The organism is Bacillus sp. 2175, from assembly GCF_057812155.1.
In genome coordinates this window covers 1,565,479-1,591,268 of the sequence record NZ_CM173819.1, presented here as the reverse complement: position 1 = coordinate 1,591,268, position 25,790 = coordinate 1,565,479, and the positions used below count along the sequence as shown (strand labels likewise).

At 33.6% G+C, this 25,790-nt stretch carries 22 protein-coding genes and 1 riboswitch; of the genes, 6 read left to right on the top strand and 16 right to left on the bottom strand.

What is annotated here, in order from left to right:
• Positions 1–21 precede the first annotated feature (21 nt).
• The 4 genes from ACXKY9_RS08565 to ACXKY9_RS08550 all read right to left on the bottom strand — a co-directional run bounded on the left by ACXKY9_RS08565 (position 22) and on the right by ACXKY9_RS08550 (position 4,180).
• A complete protein-coding gene (locus ACXKY9_RS08565) occupies positions 22–1,203 on the bottom strand; it encodes a NupC/NupG family nucleoside CNT transporter (protein WP_000876173.1) in 1,182 nt (393 codons plus the stop codon).
• Positions 1,204–1,305: 102 nt separating this feature from the next.
• Complete coding sequence (gene deoC, locus ACXKY9_RS08560) at positions 1,306–1,977, bottom strand: deoxyribose-phosphate aldolase (protein ID WP_001017441.1); 672 nt, start codon at positions 1,975–1,977, stop codon at positions 1,306–1,308.
• A 304-nt stretch (positions 1,978–2,281) separates the two neighbouring features.
• Complete coding sequence (deoR, locus tag ACXKY9_RS08555; protein ID WP_000409786.1) at positions 2,282–3,229, bottom strand: DNA-binding transcriptional repressor DeoR; 948 nt, start codon at positions 3,227–3,229, stop codon at positions 2,282–2,284.
• Between the two features lie 360 nt (positions 3,230–3,589).
• Positions 3,590–4,180 carry a TetR/AcrR family transcriptional regulator gene (locus tag ACXKY9_RS08550; RefSeq protein ID WP_000169648.1) on the bottom strand — a complete coding sequence of 197 codons (591 nt, stop codon included), beginning with the start codon at positions 4,178–4,180 and terminating at the stop codon, positions 3,590–3,592.
• Between the two features lie 640 nt (positions 4,181–4,820).
• On the opposite strand from ACXKY9_RS08550, the gene ACXKY9_RS08545 reads away from it, so the two are divergent.
• Together ACXKY9_RS08545 and ACXKY9_RS08540 are read left to right on the top strand one after the other, a co-directional pair.
• Positions 4,821–5,474: a CPBP family intramembrane glutamic endopeptidase gene (locus ACXKY9_RS08545; protein ID WP_001009302.1), complete on the top strand. Its 654-nt coding sequence runs from the start codon at positions 4,821–4,823 to the stop codon at positions 5,472–5,474.
• A 129-nt stretch (positions 5,475–5,603) separates the two neighbouring features.
• Positions 5,604–5,915 carry a heavy metal-binding domain-containing protein gene (locus tag ACXKY9_RS08540; RefSeq protein ID WP_000637518.1) on the top strand — a complete coding sequence of 104 codons (312 nt, stop codon included), beginning with the start codon at positions 5,604–5,606 and terminating at the stop codon, positions 5,913–5,915.
• Between the two features lie 123 nt (positions 5,916–6,038).
• Here the strand turns inward: ACXKY9_RS08540 and ACXKY9_RS08535 are convergent, their stop codons facing one another.
• From ACXKY9_RS08535 to ACXKY9_RS08515, 5 genes are all read right to left on the bottom strand, one after another.
• Entirely contained in the window at positions 6,039–6,665 is a 627-nt protein-coding gene (locus tag ACXKY9_RS08535) for a LysE family translocator (protein WP_000432999.1), read from the bottom strand.
• Positions 6,666–6,897: 232 nt separating this feature from the next.
• On the bottom strand, positions 6,898–7,977 hold the full coding sequence (nheC, locus tag ACXKY9_RS08530; RefSeq protein ID WP_001171995.1) for a non-hemolytic enterotoxin NHE subunit C: 1,080 nt from the start codon (positions 7,975–7,977) through the stop codon (positions 6,898–6,900).
• A 107-nt stretch (positions 7,978–8,084) separates the two neighbouring features.
• Entirely contained in the window at positions 8,085–9,293 is a 1,209-nt protein-coding gene (gene nheB, locus ACXKY9_RS08525; RefSeq protein ID WP_000162986.1) for a non-hemolytic enterotoxin NHE subunit B, read from the bottom strand.
• A gap of 37 nt (positions 9,294–9,330) precedes the next feature.
• Complete coding sequence (gene nheA / locus ACXKY9_RS08520; protein WP_000751832.1) at positions 9,331–10,491, bottom strand: non-hemolytic enterotoxin NHE subunit A; 1,161 nt, start codon at positions 10,489–10,491, stop codon at positions 9,331–9,333.
• 598 nt (positions 10,492–11,089) lie between these two features.
• Positions 11,090–12,916: an APC family permease gene (locus tag ACXKY9_RS08515; protein WP_000254887.1), complete on the bottom strand. Its 1,827-nt coding sequence runs from the start codon at positions 12,914–12,916 to the stop codon at positions 11,090–11,092.
• A gap of 144 nt (positions 12,917–13,060) precedes the next feature.
• Positions 13,061–13,207, bottom strand: a riboswitch (cyclic di-AMP (ydaO/yuaA leader).
• Between the two features lie 140 nt (positions 13,208–13,347).
• Between ACXKY9_RS08515 and ACXKY9_RS08510 the strand changes: the two genes are divergently transcribed.
• Positions 13,348–13,476, top strand: a complete 129-nt coding sequence (locus tag ACXKY9_RS08510) for a hypothetical protein (protein ID WP_000031873.1) — start codon at positions 13,348–13,350, stop codon at positions 13,474–13,476.
• Between the two features lie 64 nt (positions 13,477–13,540).
• Here the strand turns inward: ACXKY9_RS08510 and panE are convergent, their stop codons facing one another.
• Positions 13,541–14,485 (bottom strand): 2-dehydropantoate 2-reductase, encoded by a 945-nt coding sequence (panE, locus tag ACXKY9_RS08505; protein ID WP_001221910.1) that lies wholly within the window; start codon positions 14,483–14,485, stop codon positions 13,541–13,543.
• A 175-nt stretch (positions 14,486–14,660) separates the two neighbouring features.
• Between panE and ACXKY9_RS08500 the strand changes: the two genes are divergently transcribed.
• Entirely contained in the window at positions 14,661–16,136 is a 1,476-nt protein-coding gene (locus tag ACXKY9_RS08500; RefSeq protein WP_000387424.1) for a hypothetical protein, read from the top strand.
• A gap of 290 nt (positions 16,137–16,426) precedes the next feature.
• On the opposite strand, the gene trhO is transcribed toward ACXKY9_RS08500, so the two are convergent.
• Positions 16,427–17,386, bottom strand: coding sequence for an oxygen-dependent tRNA uridine(34) hydroxylase TrhO (trhO, locus tag ACXKY9_RS08495; protein WP_000246218.1), 960 nt, complete (start codon positions 17,384–17,386; stop codon positions 16,427–16,429).
• A 478-nt stretch (positions 17,387–17,864) separates the two neighbouring features.
• Here trhO and ACXKY9_RS08490 point away from each other — a divergent pair, with 478 nt between their 5' ends.
• Both ACXKY9_RS08490 and ACXKY9_RS08485 read left to right on the top strand, forming a co-directional pair.
• Positions 17,865–19,160 carry an Nramp family divalent metal transporter gene (locus ACXKY9_RS08490; RefSeq protein WP_001030677.1) on the top strand — a complete coding sequence of 432 codons (1,296 nt, stop codon included), beginning with the start codon at positions 17,865–17,867 and terminating at the stop codon, positions 19,158–19,160.
• A gap of 196 nt (positions 19,161–19,356) precedes the next feature.
• Positions 19,357–19,887 (top strand): GNAT family N-acetyltransferase, encoded by a 531-nt coding sequence (locus ACXKY9_RS08485; protein WP_000484229.1) that lies wholly within the window; start codon positions 19,357–19,359, stop codon positions 19,885–19,887.
• Positions 19,888–19,938: 51 nt separating this feature from the next.
• Here the strand turns inward: ACXKY9_RS08485 and ACXKY9_RS08480 are convergent, their stop codons facing one another.
• From ACXKY9_RS08480 to scpC, 5 genes are all read right to left on the bottom strand, one after another.
• Positions 19,939–21,567 carry a peptide ABC transporter substrate-binding protein gene (locus ACXKY9_RS08480; RefSeq protein WP_000823496.1) on the bottom strand — a complete coding sequence of 543 codons (1,629 nt, stop codon included), beginning with the start codon at positions 21,565–21,567 and terminating at the stop codon, positions 19,939–19,941.
• Positions 21,568–21,719: 152 nt separating this feature from the next.
• Complete coding sequence (locus ACXKY9_RS08475; RefSeq protein WP_002100905.1) at positions 21,720–23,045, bottom strand: bifunctional S-methyl-5'-thioadenosine deaminase/S-adenosylhomocysteine deaminase; 1,326 nt, start codon at positions 23,043–23,045, stop codon at positions 21,720–21,722.
• 53 nt (positions 23,046–23,098) lie between these two features.
• A complete protein-coding gene (locus ACXKY9_RS08470; protein WP_000342912.1) occupies positions 23,099–23,458 on the bottom strand; it encodes a YunG family protein in 360 nt (119 codons plus the stop codon).
• Positions 23,459–23,485: 27 nt separating this feature from the next.
• Positions 23,486–23,929, bottom strand: a complete 444-nt coding sequence (locus ACXKY9_RS08465) for a GNAT family N-acetyltransferase (protein WP_000701894.1) — start codon at positions 23,927–23,929, stop codon at positions 23,486–23,488.
• Positions 23,930–24,154: 225 nt separating this feature from the next.
• Entirely contained in the window at positions 24,155–25,669 is a 1,515-nt protein-coding gene (gene scpC / locus ACXKY9_RS08460) for a succinyl-CoA:acetate CoA-transferase ScpC (protein WP_000429822.1), read from the bottom strand.
• Positions 25,670–25,790: the final 121 nt, after the last annotated feature.

Below are 25,790 nucleotides of genomic sequence, written 5' to 3'. Positions count from 1 at the left end.
TTTTTATATGATACGAATCTATTAAAATAATAAGCCAACGATTGTTGCTGATAAGAAACTTACTAATGTTGCACCGAATAGTAATTTCAAACCAAATCTTGCGACTACATTCCCTTGCTTTTCATTTAAGCTCTTAACCGCCCCTGCAATAATCCCAATTGAAGAGAAGTTTGCAAATGAAACTAAGAATACAGATATAATCGCTGTCGTTCTATCTGAGAAATTAAAGTTTCCTTGTGCTAAATCTGTCATAGCGACAAATTCATTCGATACTAATTTTGTTGCCATAATATTTCCGGCATTAACTGCTTCATGCCAAGGTACACCCATAATAAATGCAAATGGTGCAAATACATAACCAAGAATTTCTTGGAATGAAATACCGATTACACCTTTAAATACTGCATTAATGAATGCGATAAGAGCAACGAAACCGACTAACATAGCTGCTACTGTAATCGCAACTTTAAATCCATCAATAATGTATTCCCCTAATACTTCAAAGAAAGTCTTTTTCTCTTCTTCTTGTACTTCTAACATATCTTCTTCCTCAGTAACTTCATACGGGTTAATGATAGAAGCAATGATGAAGCCACCGAATAAGTTAAGCACTAAAGCGGTTACAACATATTGCGGTTTTAATAACACCATATATGATCCGACGATAGACATTGAAACGGTAGACATTGCAGATGCACATAATGTATACATTCTTTTCTCTGGCAATAACCCTAATTGTTTCTTAACTGAAATAAACACTTCAGATTGTCCTAAAATCGCAGAAGCAACTGCATTATATGATTCTAGTTTCCCCATTCCATTTACTTTACTTAATGCTAGACCGATAGATTTCACAATAATAGGTAATACTTTAATGTGTTGCAAAATACCTATTAAAGCTGATATAAATACGATTGGCATTAATACACTTAAAAAGAACGAAAACTCTTTTTGATTTACTAATCCACCAAATACGAAATTCACACCATCAGCGGCATATTTTAATAACTCTCCAAAACCATCTGCTATTCCGCTAATTAATATATTCCCTACACTTGTATTTAATAATAAAAACCCCAAAATAAATTGTAATATAACCATCGTTATGATTGGGCGATATTTGACTTTCTTTCTATTATTACTAGCAAGCCAAGCGATACCTAAAATCAATACGAGGCCAAAAATACCAATTAAGTATTTCATAAGCCGTCTCCTCCCATTCGTATCCGCTTACATTTTTTTCAATTATTAAAGCAATAGATACACTTTACTTTGTGTATCTATTGCTCTTCACTTCATTAATGATTAGTAGTTATCTGTAGCACCTTTTGCATCATTTAATACGATTGCAACACTAGCACTTGCTCCAACGCGAGAAGCTCCAGCAGCTACCATTTTGTCTGCATCTTCACGTGTACGAACACCGCCAGATGCTTTTACACCAACGTTTGGTCCTACTGTTTTACGCATTAATGCGATATCTTCAGCAGTTGCTCCGCCAGTTGAGAATCCAGTTGAAGTTTTTACGAAGTCAGCACCAGCTTTTACTGATAATTCACAAGCGCGTACTTTCTCTTCATCTGTTAATAGGCAAGTTTCAATGATTACTTTTACAAGAGCTTTTCCTTTTGCTGCTTGTACTACTTCATAAATGTCTTTTTCAACAAGTTCGTTGTCACCATCTTTTAAAGCGCCTACGTTGATTACCATATCAACTTCAGTTGCACCTTTTGCAATAGCATCTTTTGTTTCAAATGCTTTTGTTTCAGTCGTGCTTGCTCCTAATGGGAAACCGATTACAGTACAAACGTCTACATCATGTCCAGCTAGTTCATCAGCCGCTAATTTTACCCATGTTGGGTTAATACAAACAGAAGCGAATTTATATTCCTTTGCTTCTTCGATTACTTTCATAACATCTTCTTTAGTAGTATTAGCTTTTAAAATTGTATGGTCAATTAACTTTGCAATGTTCATTATCTTCACTCCTCATATCTTTTAACAACTTCATTCTAACTCTTAGTTGAACAAATGTAAATACACTTTTGAAATTTTGTTCATTCTTTTTAAAAGGAATCATCTTGTAGTAAATAAAGCGCATTCTAACAAAGAACATTTCAGATATATAATCAAAATTTTTATGTTAACAATGGTAGTATGTATCTCCATATCCATAATTATTTTTAAAAAGGCAATTTGTGTTCAAAAAAACTCCTATCATTCATACATAACAAAATAAAAGGCATTCTCAAAATTAACATCTTGAGAACGCCTTTTATTTCTAATCTTTTTGATAATGTAATAATTCTTTCGCTGTATGCTGATCGATAATTAATACATTTGCATACCCGCCACGTAACGCACCATCAATTGCTTTTATTTTTCTATTACCACCTGCAACTAAAATAGAGCGTTTCTTTAATTTCAGTTCCTCTAACTCAATTCCAATTGTACGCTGATTAATCTCTTCGCTACTAATATTTCCGTCTCCATCAAAGAAACGTGAACAAATGTCACCGACCGATTGTTTTTTGAGTAAACTTGTTTCATCCTTATCGAAATAACCTAATCGGAATAATAGCGCTTCGTCTCGCACTGTTCCTACAGTGAAAACTGCAATATTCGCTTGTTTCCCCATTTCAATAATGTGATGAATATGTCGATCCTGCTCTACTAATTCTTTTGTCACTGCATTATCAAATATAACTGGAAGAGGTAGATTTCTTGGCGTCGTTTGAAAAGCATCTGCAAATAAAGCTATCGTCTCATTCGCATATGTATTTACACTTGAATGACTAATACCACCTTTTAGCTGGACAACCTCCACCCCTTTTACATGTTGCGGTACGATTTTTCTAGCGATTTCATACATAGTCATGCCCCAGCTTACACCAACAATATCACCGTTTTTAACCGTCTTTTCCATATACTCAGCAGCATATTTACTTATATACTCTGTAATCGTTGCATATTCCGGCACTGGAGAAAATACAACATGTGCCTCTAACAAGTTGTACTTTTCTTTCAGTAAATTCCCGACGTTATCTAAATCAGCAAATGGATCGGCGATGCTAATTTGAACAAACCCTTTTTCTTTCGCGTACTTTAACAATCTAGAAATCGTCGGTCTTGAAATATTTAATTTGTTAGCAATTTCTTGCTGACTATAATCTGATTGATAATATAATCTTGCAACTTCAACGCTTAATTGTTGTTTATCTTTTTCCATAGTAACTCATTACAAATCCCTTCCTGTATTTCCCTTTCGTTACAAGCATTATACAGCTTTATGCAAAAAAATTCGACTACCGAATTTTATCTATCTGAACTTCTACTACACTTAATATATAATGAAAACTTATTGTGTAGATTTACAAACTCAATATAGATACGCTTGAAACATGTAAATCAATTAACATTTAATTCACATTTTTTCTGTAGTAACGATAACAAAGCCGTTCAATAAGAAACATGAAACATCATCTAAAAACTATTCAAATACCCCTTATAAACAGAAGTTACTATTTATAAGGGGTATTTACTCAATTTAATTTTATAAAAATTGGATGGAAACAATGCAAGTTCTCACTTATTTAGAATAAGTGAAAAGATGATGTTTTATTTGTTCAATAAAATAATGATGGTGTATATTATCGTTAGATACTCGACTTGCCATAATAGCCCCCTCCATTGAAGAGGCAAGAAAGGAAGCGAGTGATATAACCTCTATATCTTCTTTAAATTCTTGTTTCTCTATTCCTTCTTTTATGAGAGAAGCCATTAACATTACTGTATCATCATAACCTTTTGCTGCTGCTTTTTGTAATTCTGGAAATACTCCAGTACTTTCAATGGCACTATTAAGTAATGGACAGCCTCCAGCAATAGGAGGATTATTAGCTGCATCTTGATATACAAGGAAAATTGCAAGGATTTTATCAATTGCTGTCTTTTTATTTTCCATTGCTTTATGAAAATGACTCCACATAATCTCACCACTTTTGTCGTAGGCAGCAAGGACAATTTCTTCTTTACTTTTGAATCTACGATAAATAGATCCTTTAGGTAGTTCAGTAGCTGTCATTATATCCTGGATGGATGTGCGAGTTATCCCATTAGTATTAAATAAATATAAAGATGTTTCAATAATTTTTTCTTTAACCTTATCAACTTTAGTCATGCTTTGTAATCCTCCTAATGAAAACCATCCTAATATTCTAGGTAATGTTTACCCTCTATTTTCTTAATTTTTTTGTAAGTATAAATAAGTTTGGAACAGAAATATCTTATCAATCCCTATCTTATGGAAACCTCAAACAATACAGTTTGAAAAGAAGTTAATCAAATTGTATTACCTACATAAATTAAGTGAATTTTCCGTCAAAACAACATGACCAATTGTTTAATTCAGTCATATTATACAACTAATTTTATCTAAAATCGTAGAGGTGTAAAAATATATAGTTAATTTTAATGTATAGACATATGATTATTATATATAATTTTTATCAATATGTTTAGCTAAAGTGTTTGAACTACTCCCACTTTCACTTCATTCTATAAAAGATTAACCATTAATGATTACTGGAATTAAATTGTAACAAAGCAACTGAAATATAAATATATTTGCTTTTTTCCATTTTGATTTTGTTAATACTTTATAAAAAGGGTTTAAAAAACTAGAAACTTGTAGTATCATTAGATTTCGATTCAGACCGAACCGTCCGGTTTATAATCTTATATAAATATATTTAGAAGGAGAGCGTTATGCAGAAAGAAAAATCAAAAATTATAGGTAATTTAATTATGGGGGCAATACAGTGAACTTTATAAAAATGAATAAAAAAGAAATCATTATGCTAATAATCTTTACACTGTTTGTACCATTTCAAATTGGCTTGTACATACTATTTGGCATATCACTTTTAGCTAATGTCAATTTAGTTGAATCAGAATTTGTTCTTAGTGCCATCGGTTTTACTGTACCTGCTATTGTAGGAATCATTTACTTTAGGAAAGAAATTATTGAAAGTTTTACTTATTTTAAAGAGAAGACAATTTTGAAAATAGTAAGTATTCCTATGGTAGTTTTATTTACGTTAATTGTGGAACAGTGTGTTATGCATTTTCTAGCAACTGGTCAACCAGAGAACCAAGAGCAGCTCCTTGAAACGGGTGCAGAGGTACCTCTTGTATTTACATTGCTTGTATTTGGTATTCTGGGTCCAATACTTGAAGAAATTGTGTTTCGCCACATATTAATAAATCGTTTTTCTTACCATATTGGTACTGCTATTGCATCTATCATTTCGATTATGATTTTTACACTTCTTCATACGAACCAACTTTCGGATATTGCTATTTATTTACCTGGATCGTTGATACTTACTGCGGCTTATCTTATTTCTAAAAGATCCATTGCATATGTTATAGCGATACATATGTTAAACAATTGCCTTGCTTTCATTCTGTAAGAAACTAGACTTGTTTCTGATGCCAAAAATATTCTATGTTTCTATCAAGCATTTTTGGTACCAGAACTACTTTTTCTATGACATAAGAAAGCTAATCAAAAATTATAAAATATTAGGAGAGTGTCAGTCATGATTGTAACAACAACTTCTGGAATTCAAGGTAAAGAGATTATTGAGTATATTGATATTGTAAATGGTGAAGCTATTATGGGTGCAAATATTGTCCGCGATGTATTCGCTTCCGTTCGTGATGTTGTCGGTGGCCGTGTTGGTGCTTATGAAAGTAAACTAAAAGACGCTCGTGATATTGCAATGGGCGAAATGAAAGAACTTGCAAAAGAAAAGGGTGCGAACGCTATCGTTGGTATTGACGTAGATTACGAAGTTGTTCGTGATGGAATGTTAATGGTTGCTGTCAGTGGTACAGCTGTACGTATATAAGTAAATAAAAAAACGGTTCCTCTTGGAATTTATACTTTGAGGGGAAATCCTGATTCTGTTGCAGATTTTAAAGAATAAAACGAGAAATAATCAACTTTTTTATTTCTCGTTTTATCTACATATTTATTTTTGGAAAAACAATCTAACTCCAAATACTAATAATACGGCGCCTGTAATACCCTCTATTGTACGGTTCACTCTTTCTTTTCTTAAAAAAGTTCTTAATTGACGTATGAGTGAGATGTAAAGTAAATACCATATTGCTGTCAAAGTCGTAAATGTGAGTCCTAACAAAAGAAATTGGAAGAAATGATTTTGATTACTCACAATAAATTGGGGTAAAAAACTAAGGAAAAATACAGCGGTTTTTGGATTTAAAATTGCCGTAGTAAATCCTTGTCTAAAGCTTTTAATTGCCCCAATATCCTTAGAGTCCATTTCTGCTGAACCTGACATATCTTCTTTTTTATGTAAGGCACTTTTAATTGACTTTACAGCTAAATAAATTAAATAAACAGCCCCAGCATATTTTATAAATGTAAATAACATAGCAAATTTCATTAAGATAGCAGAAAGTCCTAACGTAGCCATTATTGTATGAATCATCATTCCAGATATCGTTCCTAAAACAGTCTTTATCCCGCCATTTTTACCATGCGAGATAGTATTTTTTGTAACTAGTGCAAAACCAGGACCAGGCATCATTATGATTAACATTGCTGTAAGGATAAATAATAGATAATTTTCCATGTTGTAGTATTTCCTCTCCAATTTTTAGTTTTGCTTACAGTATAGCTTTTTTCATTAAAACATTACATATAAAAGACTTGATCAGAAATGTATTTAGGTTATTCGTATCAATTTGATTAACTATTACCCAATAGCCACATTGATAAAACACATGACAAACTTATATATAATTGCAAGCTCAACTCTCACAAAAAAACAGGATGAAAAATAAACAGCAGAACTAGTCCACTGTTTACTTTGCCACACCTTCATGTAATTTTTCTGTATAATCTTTTACATCTTTCCAGCTATCTTTCGCTGTATGTAAATCTTCTTTTATAAACGTAAACTCTTCCGGACTAATTCCTTTTACGTTTTGTAATAAATTATTATACTTTGCACCTACTGTATACCATTGATTTGATATGTTTTGTAGTGCTGTAATTGCTGCATCAATTGTTTCTGTCATGTTTGTTGTTTTATTTTTTACATCAGTCAAAATTACGACTTCTGCTTGTGCTCCTGAAATTCTATCTTTTAAATTGGCGATTTCTCTTTCTGCATTTGCGATATCTTTTTTCGCAACCGCAATCATCGGCCCGCCAGCAAGACATGTTATTAGAGCTACGCAAAGTACGCCACCAGCAATGACCATATCATTACTCTTTTTAATCGAATCGTTATATGTATTTATTTGTTGCTCTAGAGCTGGAATACCAGCATTCGTACTTGCCAATATCGCTGTTAACTGATTTGTATCCTCTTTGAAACTATTTGTATCTTTCGCCATTCTATCGCGAAAAGCTTTCAAATTTCCTAATAATCCATCTACCTCATTTTGATTCTTTACAATATCCGCATACAACTTTTCTAAATCCGCTTTTAATTTTCCACTATCCTTTTGATCAATCGCTATTAACATGTCATTATAATACGATTGAAAAGTATTATTGTAATTTATAATATTTTGATCTGTTTTCATAATTTGAGGCTTCATATTATTTAACCAATATGCTGCATTAATTTTTGCATCTCTTTGATGCTGAATCATACTCCCTTTAAATTCACTATTAATCGAACTTATTTTACTTAAATCCGTCTCTTGTTGATTTTGAATTAATTTTGCATATGAATCCATTGCAAATATGCTTGATGTCGTTTGTGCCATTACATCTTGGAATCCTGCTGGTCCAAGAGAATAGTTTTTCACATTTTCTTGTAGCACCGTTACATTTTGTTCTGCTGCAAAAGGATGTAAAGGAAATGCGTTACTCGTTGCCACCCCAGCAATCATTACCGCTAAAAGACATTTTTTATAAAATCGTTTCTGCATATTTTTCACCTATTCTCTTTATAAGGATATCAAAAGCTCCTGCTCACAACTGAACAGGAGCTTCAAATCATTCATCAACACTTAACGCCCTAACGATTCGTATTCGATTATGCTTTTTTCGTATCTACTACTTTAATATCTTCAGCATAAATCTTTTCTGCATAGTCTTTAATGTTTTTCCAGCTATCTTTCGCAATGTTTAAATCTTCTTTAATGAAAACAAGATCGTTTGGACTAATTGAATCCACATTTTGAAGTAAAGAATTGTATTTTGATCCCATTGTATACCATTGGTTTGAAATGTTTTGCAACGCTGTAATTGCAGTATCAATCGTATTTGTTAAATACTCAGTTTGTGTTTTAATGTTCGTTAACCCAGCTACTTCTAATTGAGCAGTTGTAATTTGTCCAGTTATTTTTTGAATTTCAGCTTGTGCATTGTCAAGTTCTTTCTTCGCTAATACGATACCAGCTGTACCACCGCCTACAGCTGCTGCACCACCTGCAATTAATGCGACTCCTAGCGGTGTTCCTGCGCCCGTAGCAATAACTACTGCACCACCAATAATTGCAATTGGTCCTAGAGCTGTCGCAACAGATGAACCGATAATAATTGCATTATATTTACTAATTGCTTCATTGTACGTTGTAATTTGATTTTGCAGAAGTGGAATCCCTGCATCTTGACTAGCTAATATAGATGTAATTTGATTTGCATCACCCTTGAAGTTTTGCGTATCCGACGTCATTTTATTTCGGAATTTTTTCAAGTCTTCTACTAACTGATCCACTTGCGCTTTATTTTCATTAATACTACTTGATAATCTAGTTAGGCCTTTCGTAAGAGTCGCTTTATCTTTTGCATCTACCGCAGCAACTAAAGTATCATAATAGTTTTGGAATTTTGTATTGTAGTTAATGATGTTTTGATTCGTTGAAATAAGCTGTGGCTTTAATACATCTAACCATTGCTTCGCATTTCCTCTAGCTGTATCTTGGTGCTGAATCACTTTTCCTTTTAAAGCTGCATCAACAGTCGATACATTTCCAAAGTTAACATTACCTTGTTTAATAATTGTTAAAGCATACAGATCCATTACTAAAGCATTTGAACCTGTTCTTTCCATTGCATCTTTCAAACCTTCTGGTCCTAATGAATATTCTTCATAGTTATTATAAGCTTTTGCTACCGCATGAACTGGAGCTTGTTTCACTGTACTTTCAGCTGCATACGTATGAGCCGGCATAATATTTCCTGCTGCAAATACTGCCATAAGTGCTGATAGAGCCATTACTTTATATGGTTTTTTTGTCATTTTTCTTCTCTCCCTATATCGCTAATTATTTTTCTATTTAATGTACTTCAACGTTTGTAACGTAATCTTCAAATTGATTTGTTTGCTTATTCATTTCATCACTTACTTTTTTAATTTGATTAAAATGTTTTTGAAGTAAACTACTGTCTGTATACGTGCCTTCTTCAACATTTGTTTGAATTTGAATCATATTATTATTTAAAACTTTCCAATCCGTTAATAACGTTTCTAAAGTTGTAATTTGACGATCAATTAATTCTGTAAAGCTATTTACTTGATCTTCAACGAATGTAATTTGAGTCGCCTCTGCTTCAGTTTGTGATAACTTTTGAATAAGTGGCAATAACTCTTTTTGCTTTTGCTGAATGCGAAAAGCTGCTTCTCTCGTTTGACTATCTGCAGCATTTACAATTTCATTACTTAAAGTACCGATAGAAACAAAATCGATTGTTTTCGTTTGTGCAGTTTGATTTGTGATTGTAAATACTTGTTTACCGATATTAATAGAACCTTTAATTATTTCTTGAGGTCTATTCAAAATAGTAGTTAGTTCAGCTTGAATTTCCCCTTGAATTCTTTTAATATCTTCTCTTAATTTCACAATATCTCCACTTGATCCTTGCAGTGTTTTTATTGCTTCATCGGCTTTAATTGATAAGTTGTTACTATCTTTGTCTAATACTGTTTTAAATCGATTTAACTCTAATAAATCTTGCTCCATACTCTCTTGGATGCTCTGTACTTGCAATTGTAATTTTCCATATGCACTCATAAAATCTGTTTTTGCTTGCTGATCTTCATTTACATTTCCTGCTAGTTCATAGAGCTTACTATAATAACTATTGAATCTAGTGCTGTATCTCATCATCTCTTGATTTAAGTCAATTAGCTTCGGATTATATTCATCAATCCACTCTCGTACATTCGCCTTTGCAAACTTTTGATGATTCGTTAAGCTACTCATCGCATTTACCTTAATGTCTGGCTGTTGCAAAATAATTAATCCGTATGCTTGAATAAGCGGTGATTGTGATCCTAACATTCTAATTGAATTGGATAATGTATTTGGAGCAATTACATTTTGCGCATATACTGTTTTCACTTCCGTTTGCCCCTCCTTAGCGTAAGCGCTTACAGGAATGAAGCAACTCGTAGATACCGCTGTAACCAATAACCCTGTAATTAAAGTCTTTTTCACTTTAACTCCTCCTATGTATTAGCAACTATTACTATCGCATTTTATTATTCTATTTTCTTGCCCATAATTTGAGATGGTTAAAATAGAGAACGTTCTCAACGTGATCTATGTATGAACCACCTCTCTCGTATTGCTACAGTACTTACTTATCGTCACAAAACATTTCATTATTTTTCATATGTGTTTAGTATGAATAATATTGTATAAATTTTCTATTTCATCGAAATTCCCACATTCACACAGTGAATATATTACATAAAAATATTATTCATTTTAAACTAAACAACATACGTAAATATGAAATTTCATTTTGTTTTCATATAAGTTTTGTACTGTAAGGTCATTTAAACACAGCTGTTTATATATCGTAAAGAAGTATTTTCATTCCCTTTATTTTCAAGCTTTCATGTCCTTATTTCAAAATATAATCCGATTCACTTTATCGATTGAAATATCTACATATCACAACAGAAAACACTACTTTCAAATAACCAATGAAGTTATATTAGTATAATTTTTAACCCCATATGCAATTATGCATAGCATATACACAAAAAGGATAGCTTCATTTTCGCGAAGCTATCCTTAAAAAATTTTCTTATTTTTTCAAATGATATGGAACTGTCGTAATAACAACATTTCTTTTATAAAGTAAATACGCACGTATAAGTAAACTGGATTGATTATGAAGAATGTTATGCCAACCTTTTTTCGGAATGAACTGTGGTATAACGACCGTAACACGGTAATTCGATTCACTTGCCTTATATTGCACTGTATCGATAAACTTCGTTAGCGGCTGAATAATACTTCTATAATGAGAATGTAATGTAACAAGCCTTACTTCAGGTTGCCACTTCTTCCATTTCTCCTCAAATTTCTTTTCCTCTTCTCTGTCAAAAGCAACATATACTGCGATAACTTGATCTGCCGAAAGCGATTTCGCATAGTTCAATGAATTTTCTACTACATGCGTCATACCTGCTACAGGAACGACAATTACATTCCCCTCAATTGGAATAAGAGGCTCGCAAGTTTTTAAACTTAATTGATCACCCACTGCATCATAATGCTTCTTAATTCGATGGAATAAGAAGATAATAACTGGTAAGAAAATAAGAATCGACCAAACTTGTGCAAATTTAGTTAAAAAGAACATGCTCATTACGATAAAACTAATAACTGCACCAATTAAATTAACCGTTAATCTTAAAGCCCATCCTTCAGGCTTTTCGCGAAGCCATTTTAATACCATCCCTGTTTGAGAAAGTGTAAATGGAATAAATACACCTACTGCATATAGTGGAATTAAATGTTCTGTTTGCCCTTGGAAAGCTACAATTAAAATAATCGAAGCAACTCCAAGTATAATAATACCGTTTGAGTAACCTAGGCGGTCTCCTCTAATCGTAAACATTCTCGGTATGAATTTATCTTTTGCAAGGTTAACCGCTAATAAAGGAAATGCAGAATAACCTGTATTAGCAGCAAGAATTAATATTAAAGCTGTTGTACCTTGTATGAAATAGTACATGAAATTACGTCCAAATGTTTGTTCAGCAATTTGAGAAACAACTGTTACTTCTTTACTCGGAGTCACTCCGTAATAATAAGCTAAAAATACAATTCCTGAAAATAACACAGCAAGTAATGCACCCATTGCAAGCAATGTTTTTGCAGCATTGTTTGGCGCAGGATCTTTAAAGTTCGGAATTGCATTTGAAATTGCTTCAACACCTGTTAAAGCAGAACTACCTGATGCAAATGCTCTTAGTAATAAAAATAAACTAATCCCTGCAACTGGTGTACCAATTGGCGCATGTAAAGTGGGTGAAACATGACCAGTTAAAATATTATATATGCCCACACCAATTAATATAAATAGTGCTAAAACGAATAAATAAACAGGATATGCTAAAACGGAAGCTGATTCCGTTACTCCCCTTAAATTTAATATCGTAATTAATATAACAAATATAACCGCAATAATTACGTTGTGTGCATGTAAGCTAGGAAACGCAGACGTAATTGCATCTGTACCAGCAGACACACTTACCGCAACAGTTAAAATATAGTCAACTAATAAAGATCCTCCAGCAATTAAGCCTGGATTCATCCCTAAATTTTCTTTTGATACAACATACGCTCCCCCGCCATGCGGATAAGCAAAAATAATTTGACGATAAGATAAAATAAGGGCTGTCAATAATACTAATACCCCAACAGCGATCGGAATGGAATACCAATAAGCGATCGCTCCAACACCTGCTAAAGCAATTAAAATTTGCTCTGGACCGTAAGCAACTGATGACAATGCGTCAGAAGATAAAATAGCTAAAGCTTTCGTTTTATTAAGCTTTTGTTCTCCAAGCTCCGTTGATTTTAACGGTCTTCCAATTAAAAATCTTTTAATAGATGAAACCAATGCTGTCCACTCTCCAATAATTTTGTACGAACTTTTCTGCTTGTTGCAGCCAGTAAACTATTTACTCAGAAAACAAAAAATGTCTACAAGCCATAGCGAAATAGACTTGTAGACATTATTTTTTTTGTCGCACAAGCTCCACCTTCCTTCTCAATATAACGCTTACGAGGTTAGCTGTCGGATTCGGGCCTATGAGTAGCCCTACCTTTTTTAAGGATTCACCCCATCGGATTATGTACTAATCCGTAAAAACGGGTCCCCCGTACCATGCGGTTTCAGCGATTTAGAAAATTGAAACTGTGGATTATAATACTCCTTTATTTTCAAAAAGTAAACAAAAATTTTTAATAAGAAAAAAATTAAAATGATTGTGCATAATCCACTGAGAAATATACATAATGAATACTAAAAAATCCGCAAAGGAGACCCCTATGTCTAAAGAAAAGAAGCCTATTTTTTCCGATTCATATTTAGATGCAGTAGCAAATGAAATTAATCAGTTATATGGTAAACGTGAACAGGAAATAAATTTGACAGATAGAACGAAAAGAAATAAATAATTTGTCATACAAAAAAATAAAAAAGATAGCAATACACTTATATATTGCTATCTTTTTTATTTTTTCATACATCTAATTCTATTACAGATCTGTTAAAGGTCATCTCTTCATACACCTTTAAATTTTGATATATAGTGCCTAATAATGGTGCCGCTATAGAAAATTGCTCTGCTACATCCAGTAAATATCCTTGCAAGTGCTTCCCTTCAATAAACGAACCCTTCTCCATATCACGTTGCATCGATGACTTCATATCATACGAAATTTTATCAATTGTTTTCATATGTTCCTGGGCAATATTAACCTTTATTGGAGCTCCTAATACTTTCATAATTTGTACAGATTCCTCAAATACATTACGGATAAAATCACGGCCGCCTTCACTTTCACGAATTGGTCCAATTGGTGCACGCATTAACGTTGTCACACCGGACATTACAGTAATAAATAAATATTTATGCCACATATCTTGCGTAATATTTTCACTTAAAACAAAACTAGATTTCGTACCTGCAAATGCTTTAGAAATATGCTTTACTCTCTCTGAATTTTGAGACTTAATTTCTCCAAACACAAGTCTGTTGGCAGCGCTAGTTTGTACAATTTCTCCTTGATCGTTTAACGTCGTCTCGATAAAGCATAAACCGCCAAGTACTTTTTCTTCGCCGAATTCTTTTTGTAATAGCGATAAATGAGCGATACCATTTAACAATGGAATGATTACAGTATTTTCGCCAACAAACGGCTTCAAATCTTGAATTGCCTCGTTTAAGTGATACGCTTTTGTTGAAAATAAAATGACATCAAATGGAGAAGTTCTCTCTTCTTTCGTTATTAAATTCGGTTGGAAAGAGAAATCCCCGTTAACACTTCGGATTACAAGTCCTCTTTCCTCTAATTGTTTTTTCCGTTTACTACGAACAAGAAATGTAACATCTTCTCCCTTTTCGACTAATCTGCCACCAAAAAATCCTCCGACTCCACCAGCGCCTAATACTAAAATCCGCATACAGCATCCCCCTTTTCAAAATACAATTTTATAACTTTTAGTATACATAACATTATACATGTCCTCTGCTAAATAAGCTGAATTTTCACTCTCAATCGAGTATAAAACAGTGGTTATTTTCAAATAAATTTGGGCATGTTGTTTCTATAGCATATATGGAAAGGAAACAATGTAGATGGAGGCAATACAAGCAATTGAGGAAAAAGATGTAGCAACAGCTATATTTCAATTTATATTCCCGTTTTCGTTTAAAGCTGGATATGAACAAAATATGTTCCCTTTCTTACAAAAAAACGATTTCCGTCCTTTTCGGCTCGATCATCTCTATGATGAAAATACATATTATGGGGAGTTTAAAGTTTCACATCAAAATATGGAAGCATACTATCTTTCATTTACAAATAAAATTCTCTTTCCTCACTCAGAGCATCAAAAGGGCTTGCAACGTTATTCAAAGGACCTTAACTTAACTGGACATTTAACAACAAACCTTATTTCAATCCCATTCAAGATACACTCTATTGATGTAACACTTTGTCCTTATGAACTTGGCTTCTTAACAATTCGAACAGAAGTAAACACTGCTCCAAGCATGACTTTATCTGAAGCAATCGAATTCGCTGCTCGCTTCCGTGTACTTGAAACTAAAAATGATACAAATGAGACTATTTGTATTGGATGTAACGGAAAAAAGTATTCCCAAGTTGAAAAATTCATTTTTGGTTATTTATTTCATGGCGTAACTGATTTCTTTGAAAAGAAGAGATTAAGAAGTTCATACTTTCAAACCTTCCCTTTCTTCGAAGACCAAAGAATGTACGTCCAAACTTTATTGTCACTAAAAGAAGGTATGGAACTTAATGAAGTGGATGTTTATCGTACTTCTAGTCTTTCCGGATTAACAAGTGATGGTAAGCCATATGTGAGTGCAAATAACCTTCCTTACATTCATGACTATTTAAAAAAACACGCTTACCAGAGATGGGCTCCAAATCGTTATTTCATAATGGAAGAACATATTTTTACATGTGTAACAAATGAAGGAGAACGCGAAATCGCTAAACTTGCTAGTCAAATGTACGGAGAATTTTATTACGCTTTATTATTAAACCTATTCCATAAAATTGTTTTATTAAAAATGGCAAACGCCTATGCTGAGCTAAACATTGAACAAGATACTAATGAAATAGAGAAATTAATTTATTCGATCAATTCGTTCACTGCTAATTATTTTTCTTTAGAATTAGTATCCCAATCACAAAGTGAAGATATTTTCTTTCGTTTAAGAAAACTTTTTAATATTGAGGTTCTATACTCGAACGCGAAACAAAATCTTGATAGTTTGTTTAAATATCAAGAAAATGTCGCCTCTAAAAAAGATAGCCTCTTATTATTAATTTTAACGCTCTACTCTGTAGTGGGCCAAATGTTAGGGTTTACTATGATTGACCTTTTAAGAAACACCGATTCAAACAAAATATCGTCACCTCTTGAATTTTTCGCTCTATTAATTGCGATTAGCGGCATTGTCATTTCACTTATTTTAGGAGCTCAAAGTTTATACCAATGGGGTTTACAGCATAAACGAAGAAAAGCTTGGGTAAAACAAACTGTACTTTCTGCCGTTAAAGAGAAAGAAGATAAAAATTAAAGAAGGTTATTTTCAAATTCTTGGCGCGCTGCAGTAAGTGAAATCTTTATCAGCGATTTTCCGATTATATCGGCGCAACTCGAAATATATCAGCGATTTTTAAGATATATCAGCGCAACTCAAAATATATCAGCGATTTTTAAGATATATCAGCGCAACTCAAAATATATCAGCGATTTTTTTAATATATCGACTTACCGACAAAAACCGACAAATGACAGAACCGTATAATAAAAAAAGGGTGCTCCAAAATTAAACTTGGAGTACCCCTTTTACTATAAGAATTCAGTTTACTTCCCTGCTTCGATTTGCTCTAATGCAGCAGCTACTTGCTCTTCCGTTAATTCATGTTGTATTACGTAGCGGTTACGTGGACTTACACGACATTCATTAGAACATGCACGTAAATATTTCGCTTCGTTTTCTTCAGAACATAAAATTTTCTTATTACATTCTGGATTTGAACAGTTTACATAGCGCTCACAAGGTTCACCTGTAAAGTGGTCTTTACCAACGATAACATGTTCTTTTTGGTTTACTGGTACAGCGATACGCTCATCGAACACGTAACATTGTCCATCCCAAAGCTCACCTTGTACTTCTGGGTCTTTTCCGTACGTTACAATTCCGCCGTGAAGCTGACTTACATCTTCATAGCCTTCACGAACTAACCAACCAGAAAACTTCTCACAACGAATTCCGCCTGTACAATAAGTTAAAATCTTTTTACCTTCAAGTACTTCTTTGTTTTCACGAATCCAATCTGGTAATTCACGGAAGGATTCGATATCAGGTTTAATCGCACCTTTGAAGTGACCTAAATCAAATTCATAATCATTTCGTGCATCAATGATAACTGTATCTTCTTGTTTCATTGCTTCATAAAAATCTTTTGGCTCTAAATACTTCCCAGTTATTTCGTGCGGGTTAATGTCATCTTCTAGACGAAGTGTAACTAACTCTGGACGAGGACGCACGTGCATTTTCTTGAATGCATGACCATCAGCTTCATCTATTTTAAATACGATACCGTCAAAACGTGGATCATTGTTCATTGCTTCCATGTATTTCTCTGTTTGCTCTACAGTTCCAGAACAAGTTCCGTTAATACCTTCTTTTGCTACAAGAATTCTTCCTTTTAATTCAAGTGAATTACAAAATGCTAAATGCTCTGCCGCGAATTCTTCTGGGTTTTCAATTGTTGTGTACATGTAATATAGTAATACTCTGTATGGTTTTGTAGTTGCCAATGTATTTCTACCACCTATCTAATTTTTTAAATCATGTATAAGTTAACGTTCATATCAAAACATATATAATAAGAAAATGAATCCCATTTTCTTTTCTTTATACTATTTTCTATCAGTTAACAAAAATAAAAAACAAGATTACACACCAAAACACTATGGTTATGTTGTAATCCCAATATATTATATATCATACAAATGCAATTCCATCAATTAATATGCTGTATTATCAGCTTTATGTTCACATAAATTTCAAAAACAGCCCTTTAATTCACTATGTTTCCCCACGTCATCACACCATAAACTCCCAATTCATTTTACGTTATCACACCATCCATTGCATAAAGGCATATAATTTGCATTAAGGAAACTTTCGTGTTCAAATGAAATTACCATATAATATATTTAAATGTATTGAAATAATGAGTAAGAATAAATACAATAATTTCATCAAGTTAACATTTTAAAGGGGAAAACTACTATGAATAAAGATATAACAAAAGATGAACATCTCCCTTCTGAAAGTACAACTGTACAATCAGCTCACTTAGCTTTAAGTGGAGAAACAAAAGGCTGGAAAAGACTGTTACCATTTTTAGGACCCGCTTTTATCGCGTCCGTTGCTTATATTGATCCTGGCAACTTTGCTACAAATATCGCAGCTGGTTCACAATATGGATATTTACTATTATGGGTTATACTCGCTTCTAACTTAATGGCTGTATTAATCCAAACTTTATCAGCTAAATTAGGAATTGCTACAGGAAACAATTTACCCGAAATAGCTCGTGAAAACTTTCCAAAGCCTGTGTCTATCGGCTTATGGATACAAGGTGAACTAGTTATTATGGCTACAGATTTAGCGGAATTTATTGGAGCTGCTTTGGGGCTTTACTTACTATTTGGAATCCCGATGCTACCTGCCGCTTTAATTACTGCAGCCGGATCATTTATTATTCTTGAGTTTCAACGTAGAGGATTTCGTCCACTAGAAGCTATTATTACAGGAATGATTTTCATTGTAGTAATTGCTTTTGGGATTCAAGTTTTTTATGCAAAACCAGAATTAAGTCCCCTTCTTTCAGGACTATTTATTCCAAAATTCCAAGGTGTAGACAGTATATTACTTGCAGCAGGGATTTTAGGTGCAACAGTTATGCCACATGCAATATACTTGCATTCTGCATTAACACAACGCCGCGTGGTCGGAACAACTGACGAACAAAAGAAAAAGATTTTTCGTTTCGAATTTATCGATATTATTATTGCAATGGTTATTGCTGGAGCAATTAATGCAAGTATGTTAATTGTTGCTGCTGCACTATTCTTTAAAAACGGCTTGCACGTTGAAGATTTAGATGTTGCTTACACTCAATTTACCAATTTAGTAGGTCCTGTATCGGCTGCATTATTTGGGATTGGACTTTTATCAGCAGGACTATCTAGCTCTTCTGTCGGTACAATGTCGGGTGATATTATTATGCAAGGTTTCATTCGCATGCATATTCCGTTATACTTACGCCGATTTATTACAATGATTCCACCATTAGTTATTATCGCTTTAGGTGTAAATCCAACTTACGCTCTAGTCATGAGCCAAGTCGTCTTATCATTCGGTATTGCATTTGCGCTAGTACCACTTATTATGTTTACAAGTAACAAAAAGATTATGGGTGCACTCGTTAACCACCGTATAACAACATTTATCGCTTGGATAATTGCAGCACTCGTTATCATTTTAAATATCTTCTTACTGTATCAAACATTTGTAGGATAATGAAAAAGGGTATTCCAATTTTAATTTGGAATACCCTTTTTTCATTATTTGTATTAATCCTATAAAGTCTTTTTAAAATAAATTTTATAATCTATTTCCAGCCAATAACTTCCTTACACCTTGAATAATCTTTATTTTCAGATTAAATTATATAATAACAAATACATTCTATTTTCATGTGAAAAGGAGCGAAAATATGTTTCCTTTATTAAAAACTGAAAGACTCATTTTAAGAGAACTTACCAAAGAAGATGCACCGCGTATACTACAATGCTTTTCTAATACTAATGTACTGCGCTATTATGGCCAAAAACCGTTACAAGATATTGATCAAGTGAAGCAAATCATTCATAATTTTAAGTTGAGTTACAATGCAAGAAGCGGTATAAAATGGGGAATCGAATTAAAAGACACGAAAGAACTCATTGGTACCATTGGTTTTCACGATTGGTCTTCTGAGCATAAACGAGCCAATATAAGTTATGCCTTTTTGCCTGAACACTGGGGAAAAGGATATGCGACTGAAGCTGTTTCTGAGATTATATCATACGGTTTCCATACGATTCATTTAAAGCGGATTGGAGCAATTGTATTTCTTGAAAATGAAGCTTCCAATCAAGTACTATTAAAATTAGGCTTTGAAAAAGAAGGCGTTCTAAAAAATTATATGTATCAAGATGATGTCCCATATGATACGAATTTTTACGCTTTATTGAAATCGGTTTAATAGAATTCATGTGTAAAAAACCTTACTTTTAAAAAGTAAGGTTTTTTGTATTTATTCATTAGCAATATAAGCATTCTTATAAGTATAAATACCACCAAATTGATGCTTTTCAATTCCTTTTACATAATCCTTTTGTACATATGCTGAGCCAATATGATAAAGCGGCGCTACCGCAGCATCTTCTAATAATACCTGCTCGGCTTCTCGCAACGCTTCCCATCGGTTTTCCGTATCTAGTACAAAATCCGTTTTCGCTTTCTTTATTAATTCATCGTAATGAACATTAGAATAATTCATTTTATTATTCGGATTCCCTGTCGTAAATAACTCTAAATAACTAATTGGGTCTTTATAGTCAGGTCCCCAATTTGCCATAGTTATATCGTAATCACCTGTTTGTTCTAACTGTAATTTTTGCTTAAATGGCTGTTGTTTAATTTGTATCGCGATTCCTTGCAAATTCTTTTCTAAATCACCTTTTATATATTCTGCCATCCGTTTTGCATTATCTTGTTCAAACGTTAAAAACTCGAGGTTTACTTGCTCTACTTCAAGCTCTTTTTTCGCTTCTTTCCAAATCTTTTGCGCATTTTGCAAATCATATGAAGAAAGATCTCCGTTTTCTTTTCTAAAATCTTTACCGGTCACTTCATTTACATGACCAACTGGTACAAGCCCGCTTGCAGGTTTTGCTCCGTTATTAATAAAGTGAGCAACAAAATCATCTTTATTTAACGCTAATGAAATAGATTGACGCACCTTTTTATTTGCTAACGCGGTATTTTTTTCATTAAAACGAAGCATGGCAATTCCAGGATCACTCGACATATGTAATTCCTTATTCCCTCTATACTTGTCTACAATTTGCGAATTAATAGGTACTCGATCCAAATCTCCGGCTTCATATAAATTTACAGCTGTCATTGTATCCTTTACGATATGAAAGTTTATTTCGTCTAATTTCACTTTCTTTTGATCCCAATATGTAGCATTCTTCTTTAATTGAAACTCTTGTTCATGCTTCCATTTTTCTAATACAAATGGCCCGTTATATATGAGATTACTAGGTTCCAATGCATAATTGTTTCCTTGTTCTTTCAAAAATGATTCATGCTGTGGTAAGTATATAGGTAGTGCTAACAACTGTAAAAAATACGGAACCGGCTGTTCGAGTTCAACTTCTAACGTATAATTATTTATTGCTTTAACCCCAAGTGCATCAAGAGGCATTGTTCCCTTATTGATCTCTTTCGCATTTTTCACATAAAAGAGCATGGACGCATATTGAGATGCTGTTTCAGGGTTAATTGCACGTTTCCACGCAAATATAAAATCATTTGCTGTTACACTATCCCCATTTGACCATTTTGCATCTTTACGCAAGTCAAATGTATATTTCTTACCATCTTCACTTCTTTTAAACGATTTTGCTATGGCTGGAGTAGACTGATCTTGATCATTTAATACATATAACCCCTCAAATATATTCTGCATAACGTGGGCTGATGTACCATCCATTGTTTTCGCAGTGTCCAGAGAAGGAATTTCTTCTGATACTGTTACATTTAACACTTGTTTTTTAACCTCTGTATCACTTTTATTCGCTTTATTATTACAAGCTGTTAATAATAAAAATGTAACAAGTGCCATTACCATTAAATGGCTCTTTTTTCGCTTCATGAGTTGTTCTCCTTAAATATAAAATATTATAAAGCGTAATATATTATAGCAGAAATACTAACAGAAAGATGCGACATTCTTTTGAATATTTATTCGTTCAAGAAAAAAGCTATCCTTTAAAAGGATAGCTTTTTCAACTGCCACATAATTATCTATCTTTGCAAACCTCGTTTATAACGACTTGCTTCAAATATAATACGCTCTTCATCTAACGTTTTACATTCGCCATTCCAAACGACATGTTTTCCGTTAATAATTACATCGCTTATATCTTTTCCACTAGCAGCATATACAAGGTGTGATAACACTTCATCCGCTGGTTGTAAATGAGGCTTATTAGACGGATCAATTGTAATGAAATCAGCACATTTTCCAATCTCAAGTGATCCTGTTTGTTTCATCCCGATTACTTCAGCAGCTCCTTTTGTCGCAAGTGTAAGAGCTGTTTCAACTGGTAAAGCTGTTGCATCTTGGTGAATACCTTTTTGTAGTAAAGTCGCTATGCGCATTTCTTCAAACATATCTAAATTATTGTTAGATGCAACACTATCTGTTGCAATTCCTACTTTTATTCCTGCTTCTAGCATCGCTTTTACATTCGCTATACCAGAACCTAGTTTTAAATTACTATTCGGATTATGAGCTACTCGAACGTCATTTTCTGCTAAAAATGCACGCTCATCTTCATTTAATACTACACCGTGTGCAATAACTGTTGGGCGTTTAAACAATCCGCAGCTCGCTGCATATTCTACTGGACGTTTTCCATATTGTGCTTCAATATCACGTACTTCACGCTCTGTTTCAGAAAGATGGATATGAACCATCGTTTGATTCTCTACTGCAATCCGTGCGCACTCTTCTAACAATTCTGTACTACATGTATATGGACTATGTGGTGCAACCATCGTAGTTAACATGCCACTTTCGTTATAGTAACGCTTCACATATTTCTCAGCTTCTTCAATCGCTTTCTTTTCATCGTCTTTCGTTCCGAAGCTAAATAAAGTCCTTGAAACAGCAGCTCGCATCCCGCTCCTTGATACCGTTTCCATAATTGCGTCTTGATCTACTCCAATTGGATTAAACATGTCAGAGAATGATGTTGTACCACTTTTCACCATCTCAAGTAATCCTAATTCCGTACTAGCGACCGCAATTTGGGGAGTAAATTGACTTTCCAGTGGCCAAATTCTCGTCTCAAGCCACGGCTGTAATAACATATCATCGCCAATACCTCTTAGGAGACTCATTACAACGTGTGTATGTGTATTTACAAGCCCTGGTAAAACCCACTTTCCTTTCATATCAATTACTTCATCTACTTCAAAATCATTAGCGAATTCTCCGCTCTTTACATCTATAATTTGATCATTTTCTACAATGATATATCCATTTTCTATCACTTCGTTTTGTTCATTCATCGTTACAATTGTAGCGTTTACATAAGTTGTTTTCAAAAGTATTTCCCCTTTCAACTCTATGAAGTTCCCTTTAATAAGTTACCACCATTATAGTAACTTATTAAAGATTAAGAGTCAAAAGATAATTTGAATTCTTTCGTTACTTTTTCCTTCAAAATGCTATATTGTTTTTCATTTGTATCTGCAAATGCTTCTTTCCGATTTGATTCCACATCCATATAATTCAATTTCCCATTGAATTGAGTCTCTGTAAAATCAAATCTCTGCCCATCTATAAAGTTATAAAAGTGCCATACCTCTCTTACTTTTGTCTTTTTAATTTCTCCTCCATATATGTCTTGAACGACTAGAGCCGTTACACCACACTGTCCCTTTGCTGGGTTTTCAATTGTCCACTTTGAACTCGTTTCAATCGACCACGATTTTATTAGTGCTTCATATATTCTTTTTTCCTTTACATCATCCATTCTAATCTTCCCCTACTATTAATAGTTTTACACATCATATTTCAAAAGAGGCAGTACACGACCCTTAAAGACAGTTGATGGTGTCTCTCCTATTAACTGTGCCCCCATTTTCAAGTAATATCCTTTTGCATTCGGATCACTATCAATCGTAAAACTTTTTAATCCTAGTTCATTGGCTTTTTCTATTACGTACTCCCAAAGTATTTTCCCGTAACCTTTTCCTTTGTAATCAGGATGAATGTACAAGAAATCGAGAGCTTTATCATTACGTAAAAATGAGAAAAAACCAATCTTCGCATTATCGTTTTCTAAAACATATACAAAATTATTTTTTATGTATTCTTCTGTAATTGTTAAATCTTCCTTACAAGCAAGTATGAATTCTTCACTATAATCCCACGTTGCTTTTGATTGTAGTGCGAATTCACTTAATTCATTTGCTTCACTTAATAACGCTTCTCTTATCTTCATGATTCTTTCTCCTCACCTTCGATATGTAAACTACTAAATTGATTCGGAAAGCACTTCAAAAAACCTTTTTTTCATAAATTAGAGGTTATTTTTATAAATCTTTATTATAACCAGTACAATTTTTTTAAAGAAAAAGAACACCATCCCTAAAAGTTGGTGTTCTCTTTTTCTAAAATTTAATCTTCAAACTCACTCATTCGTTTTACTATTTCGTACGATACAAACCTATACAGTTTCTACTACCGCTTCAACCATTGTTCCATTTTTAGCATAATTCGTATGCCAAGAAAAAGCTTTTTCTAAAATATGAGGAGTTTGTCCACCTCTTGTTTTTGCTTCTTCGTAATAAGCACGTAGTTGATCACGATACATTGGATGTGCGCAATTCTCAATAATAAGTTCCACTCTTTCTCTTGGCGCAAGTCCCCTTAAGTCGGCATACCCCTGTTCAGTAACAATAACATCTACATCATGTTCAGTATGGTCTACATGAGAAACGAAAGGAACAATACTTGAAATGTTACCACCTTTCGCAATCGATTTAGTAACAAAGATAGCTAGGCGTGCATTTCTTGCAAAATCACCAGACCCACCAATTCCATTCATCATTTTTGTACCTAAAACGTGAGTAGAGTTAACATTTCCGTATATATCTAATTCTAATGCAGTATTAATTGAGATTAATCCAAGGCGACGAATGATTTCAGGATGATTGGAAATCTCTTGCGGACGCATCATTAATTTGTCACGATATTTTTCAAAGTTAGAAAATACTTGTTGCATTTTCTCTTCAGAAAGCGTGATAGAACAACAAGAAGCAAAATTGACTTTTCCAGCATCCATAAGATCAAAAACTGCATCTTGTAAAACTTCAGAATACACTTCTAAATCTTCAAATTCTGAATCTAACATTCCATGCAATACTGCGTTAGCAACTGAACCAATTCCTGATTGTAACGGCGCTAAACGATTTGTTAATCGCCCTATTTTAACTTCTTCTCGAAGGAATTCTATTAAATGCTGTGCCATAATGACCGTTTCTTCATCCGGAGGAACAATTGTCGATGGCGAATCCAATTGATTCGTAAACACAATTCCCTTTACTTTTTCAGGATCAATTGGAATACCGATTGTTCCAATTCGGTCATCTGTTTTCACAAGCGGAATTGGAAGCCTCTCCCCTTGTTTACCTGGTTCATATAGATCATGTAGTCCCTCTAATTGCGTGGATTGAGCCATATTCATTTCAATAATAATAGACTTAGCATTTAAGGAAAACGCTAAGGAATTTCCAATTGAAGTGGTTGGAATAATCATTCCGTCCTCTGTAATCGCAACCGCTTCCAAAATAGCGAAATCTATATCCAGAACGTCAGCGCGGAGTAACTCTGCTGTATGAGATAAGTGTTGATCCACAAATAAAAAGTCTCCGTTATTAATTCCTTTTCGCATCGTCGCGTCAGCTTGGAAAGGTAATCTTTTCCCTAAAATTCCTGCCTCAGCAAATAATTTGTCTACATCCGAGCCTAAAGAAGCCCCAGTATAAACATTTACTTTAAAAGATTCATCATTCTTAACTCGGTTTACAAGCGCAAATGGGACTGCTTTTACATCACCTGCACGTGTAAACCCACTTAAGCCTAAAGTCATTCCACTTTGAATCCAGGAAGCTGCTTCTTCAGGTGTAACTACCCGATCTTTTAGACGTTGATCTCTGATTCTATCTAAATTATTCTCCATATGTAATCCCTCTCTCATTGAATATTCATAATTATTTTACACATTTACACTATCAAAATAGGGATTTTAGTATACAATGCCGAAAATTCAGACAGAACAGCAAATTTAGGTTCTAAAGCAG

What these genes read in the sequence shown, in the direction of transcription:
- ACXKY9_RS08565 (WP_000876173.1), bottom strand. Translation starts at nt 1,203, where the DNA reads ATGAAATACTTAATTGGTATTTTTGGCCTCGTATTGATTTTAGGTATC.
- nheB (WP_000162986.1), bottom strand. Translation starts at nt 9,293, where the DNA reads ATGACAAAAAAACCATATAAAGTAATGGCTCTATCAGCACTTATGGCA.
- ACXKY9_RS08500 (WP_000387424.1), top strand. Translation starts at nt 14,661, where the DNA reads ATGGAGGCAATACAAGCAATTGAGGAAAAAGATGTAGCAACAGCTATA.
- ACXKY9_RS08465 (WP_000701894.1), bottom strand. Translation starts at nt 23,929, where the DNA reads ATGAAGATAAGAGAAGCGTTATTAAGTGAAGCAAATGAATTAAGTGAA.
- ACXKY9_RS08470 (WP_000342912.1), bottom strand. Translation starts at nt 23,458, where the DNA reads ATGGATGATGTAAAGGAAAAAAGAATATATGAAGCACTAATAAAATCG.
- ACXKY9_RS08510 (WP_000031873.1), top strand. Translation starts at nt 13,348, where the DNA reads ATGTCTAAAGAAAAGAAGCCTATTTTTTCCGATTCATATTTAGATGCA.
- deoC (WP_001017441.1), bottom strand. Translation starts at nt 1,977, where the DNA reads ATGAACATTGCAAAGTTAATTGACCATACAATTTTAAAAGCTAATACT.
- panE (WP_001221910.1), bottom strand. Translation starts at nt 14,485, where the DNA reads ATGCGGATTTTAGTATTAGGCGCTGGTGGAGTCGGAGGATTTTTTGGT.
- ACXKY9_RS08480 (WP_000823496.1), bottom strand. Translation starts at nt 21,567, where the DNA reads ATGAAGCGAAAAAAGAGCCATTTAATGGTAATGGCACTTGTTACATTT.
- ACXKY9_RS08550 (WP_000169648.1), bottom strand. Translation starts at nt 4,180, where the DNA reads ATGACTAAAGTTGATAAGGTTAAAGAAAAAATTATTGAAACATCTTTA.
- ACXKY9_RS08535 (WP_000432999.1), bottom strand. Translation starts at nt 6,665, where the DNA reads ATGGAAAATTATCTATTATTTATCCTTACAGCAATGTTAATCATAATG.
- ACXKY9_RS08485 (WP_000484229.1), top strand. Translation starts at nt 19,357, where the DNA reads ATGTTTCCTTTATTAAAAACTGAAAGACTCATTTTAAGAGAACTTACC.
- nheC (WP_001171995.1), bottom strand. Translation starts at nt 7,977, where the DNA reads ATGCAGAAACGATTTTATAAAAAATGTCTTTTAGCGGTAATGATTGCT.
- scpC (WP_000429822.1), bottom strand. Translation starts at nt 25,669, where the DNA reads ATGGAGAATAATTTAGATAGAATCAGAGATCAACGTCTAAAAGATCGG.
- ACXKY9_RS08490 (WP_001030677.1), top strand. Translation starts at nt 17,865, where the DNA reads ATGAATAAAGATATAACAAAAGATGAACATCTCCCTTCTGAAAGTACA.
- ACXKY9_RS08540 (WP_000637518.1), top strand. Translation starts at nt 5,604, where the DNA reads ATGATTGTAACAACAACTTCTGGAATTCAAGGTAAAGAGATTATTGAG.
- deoR (WP_000409786.1), bottom strand. Translation starts at nt 3,229, where the DNA reads ATGGAAAAAGATAAACAACAATTAAGCGTTGAAGTTGCAAGATTATAT.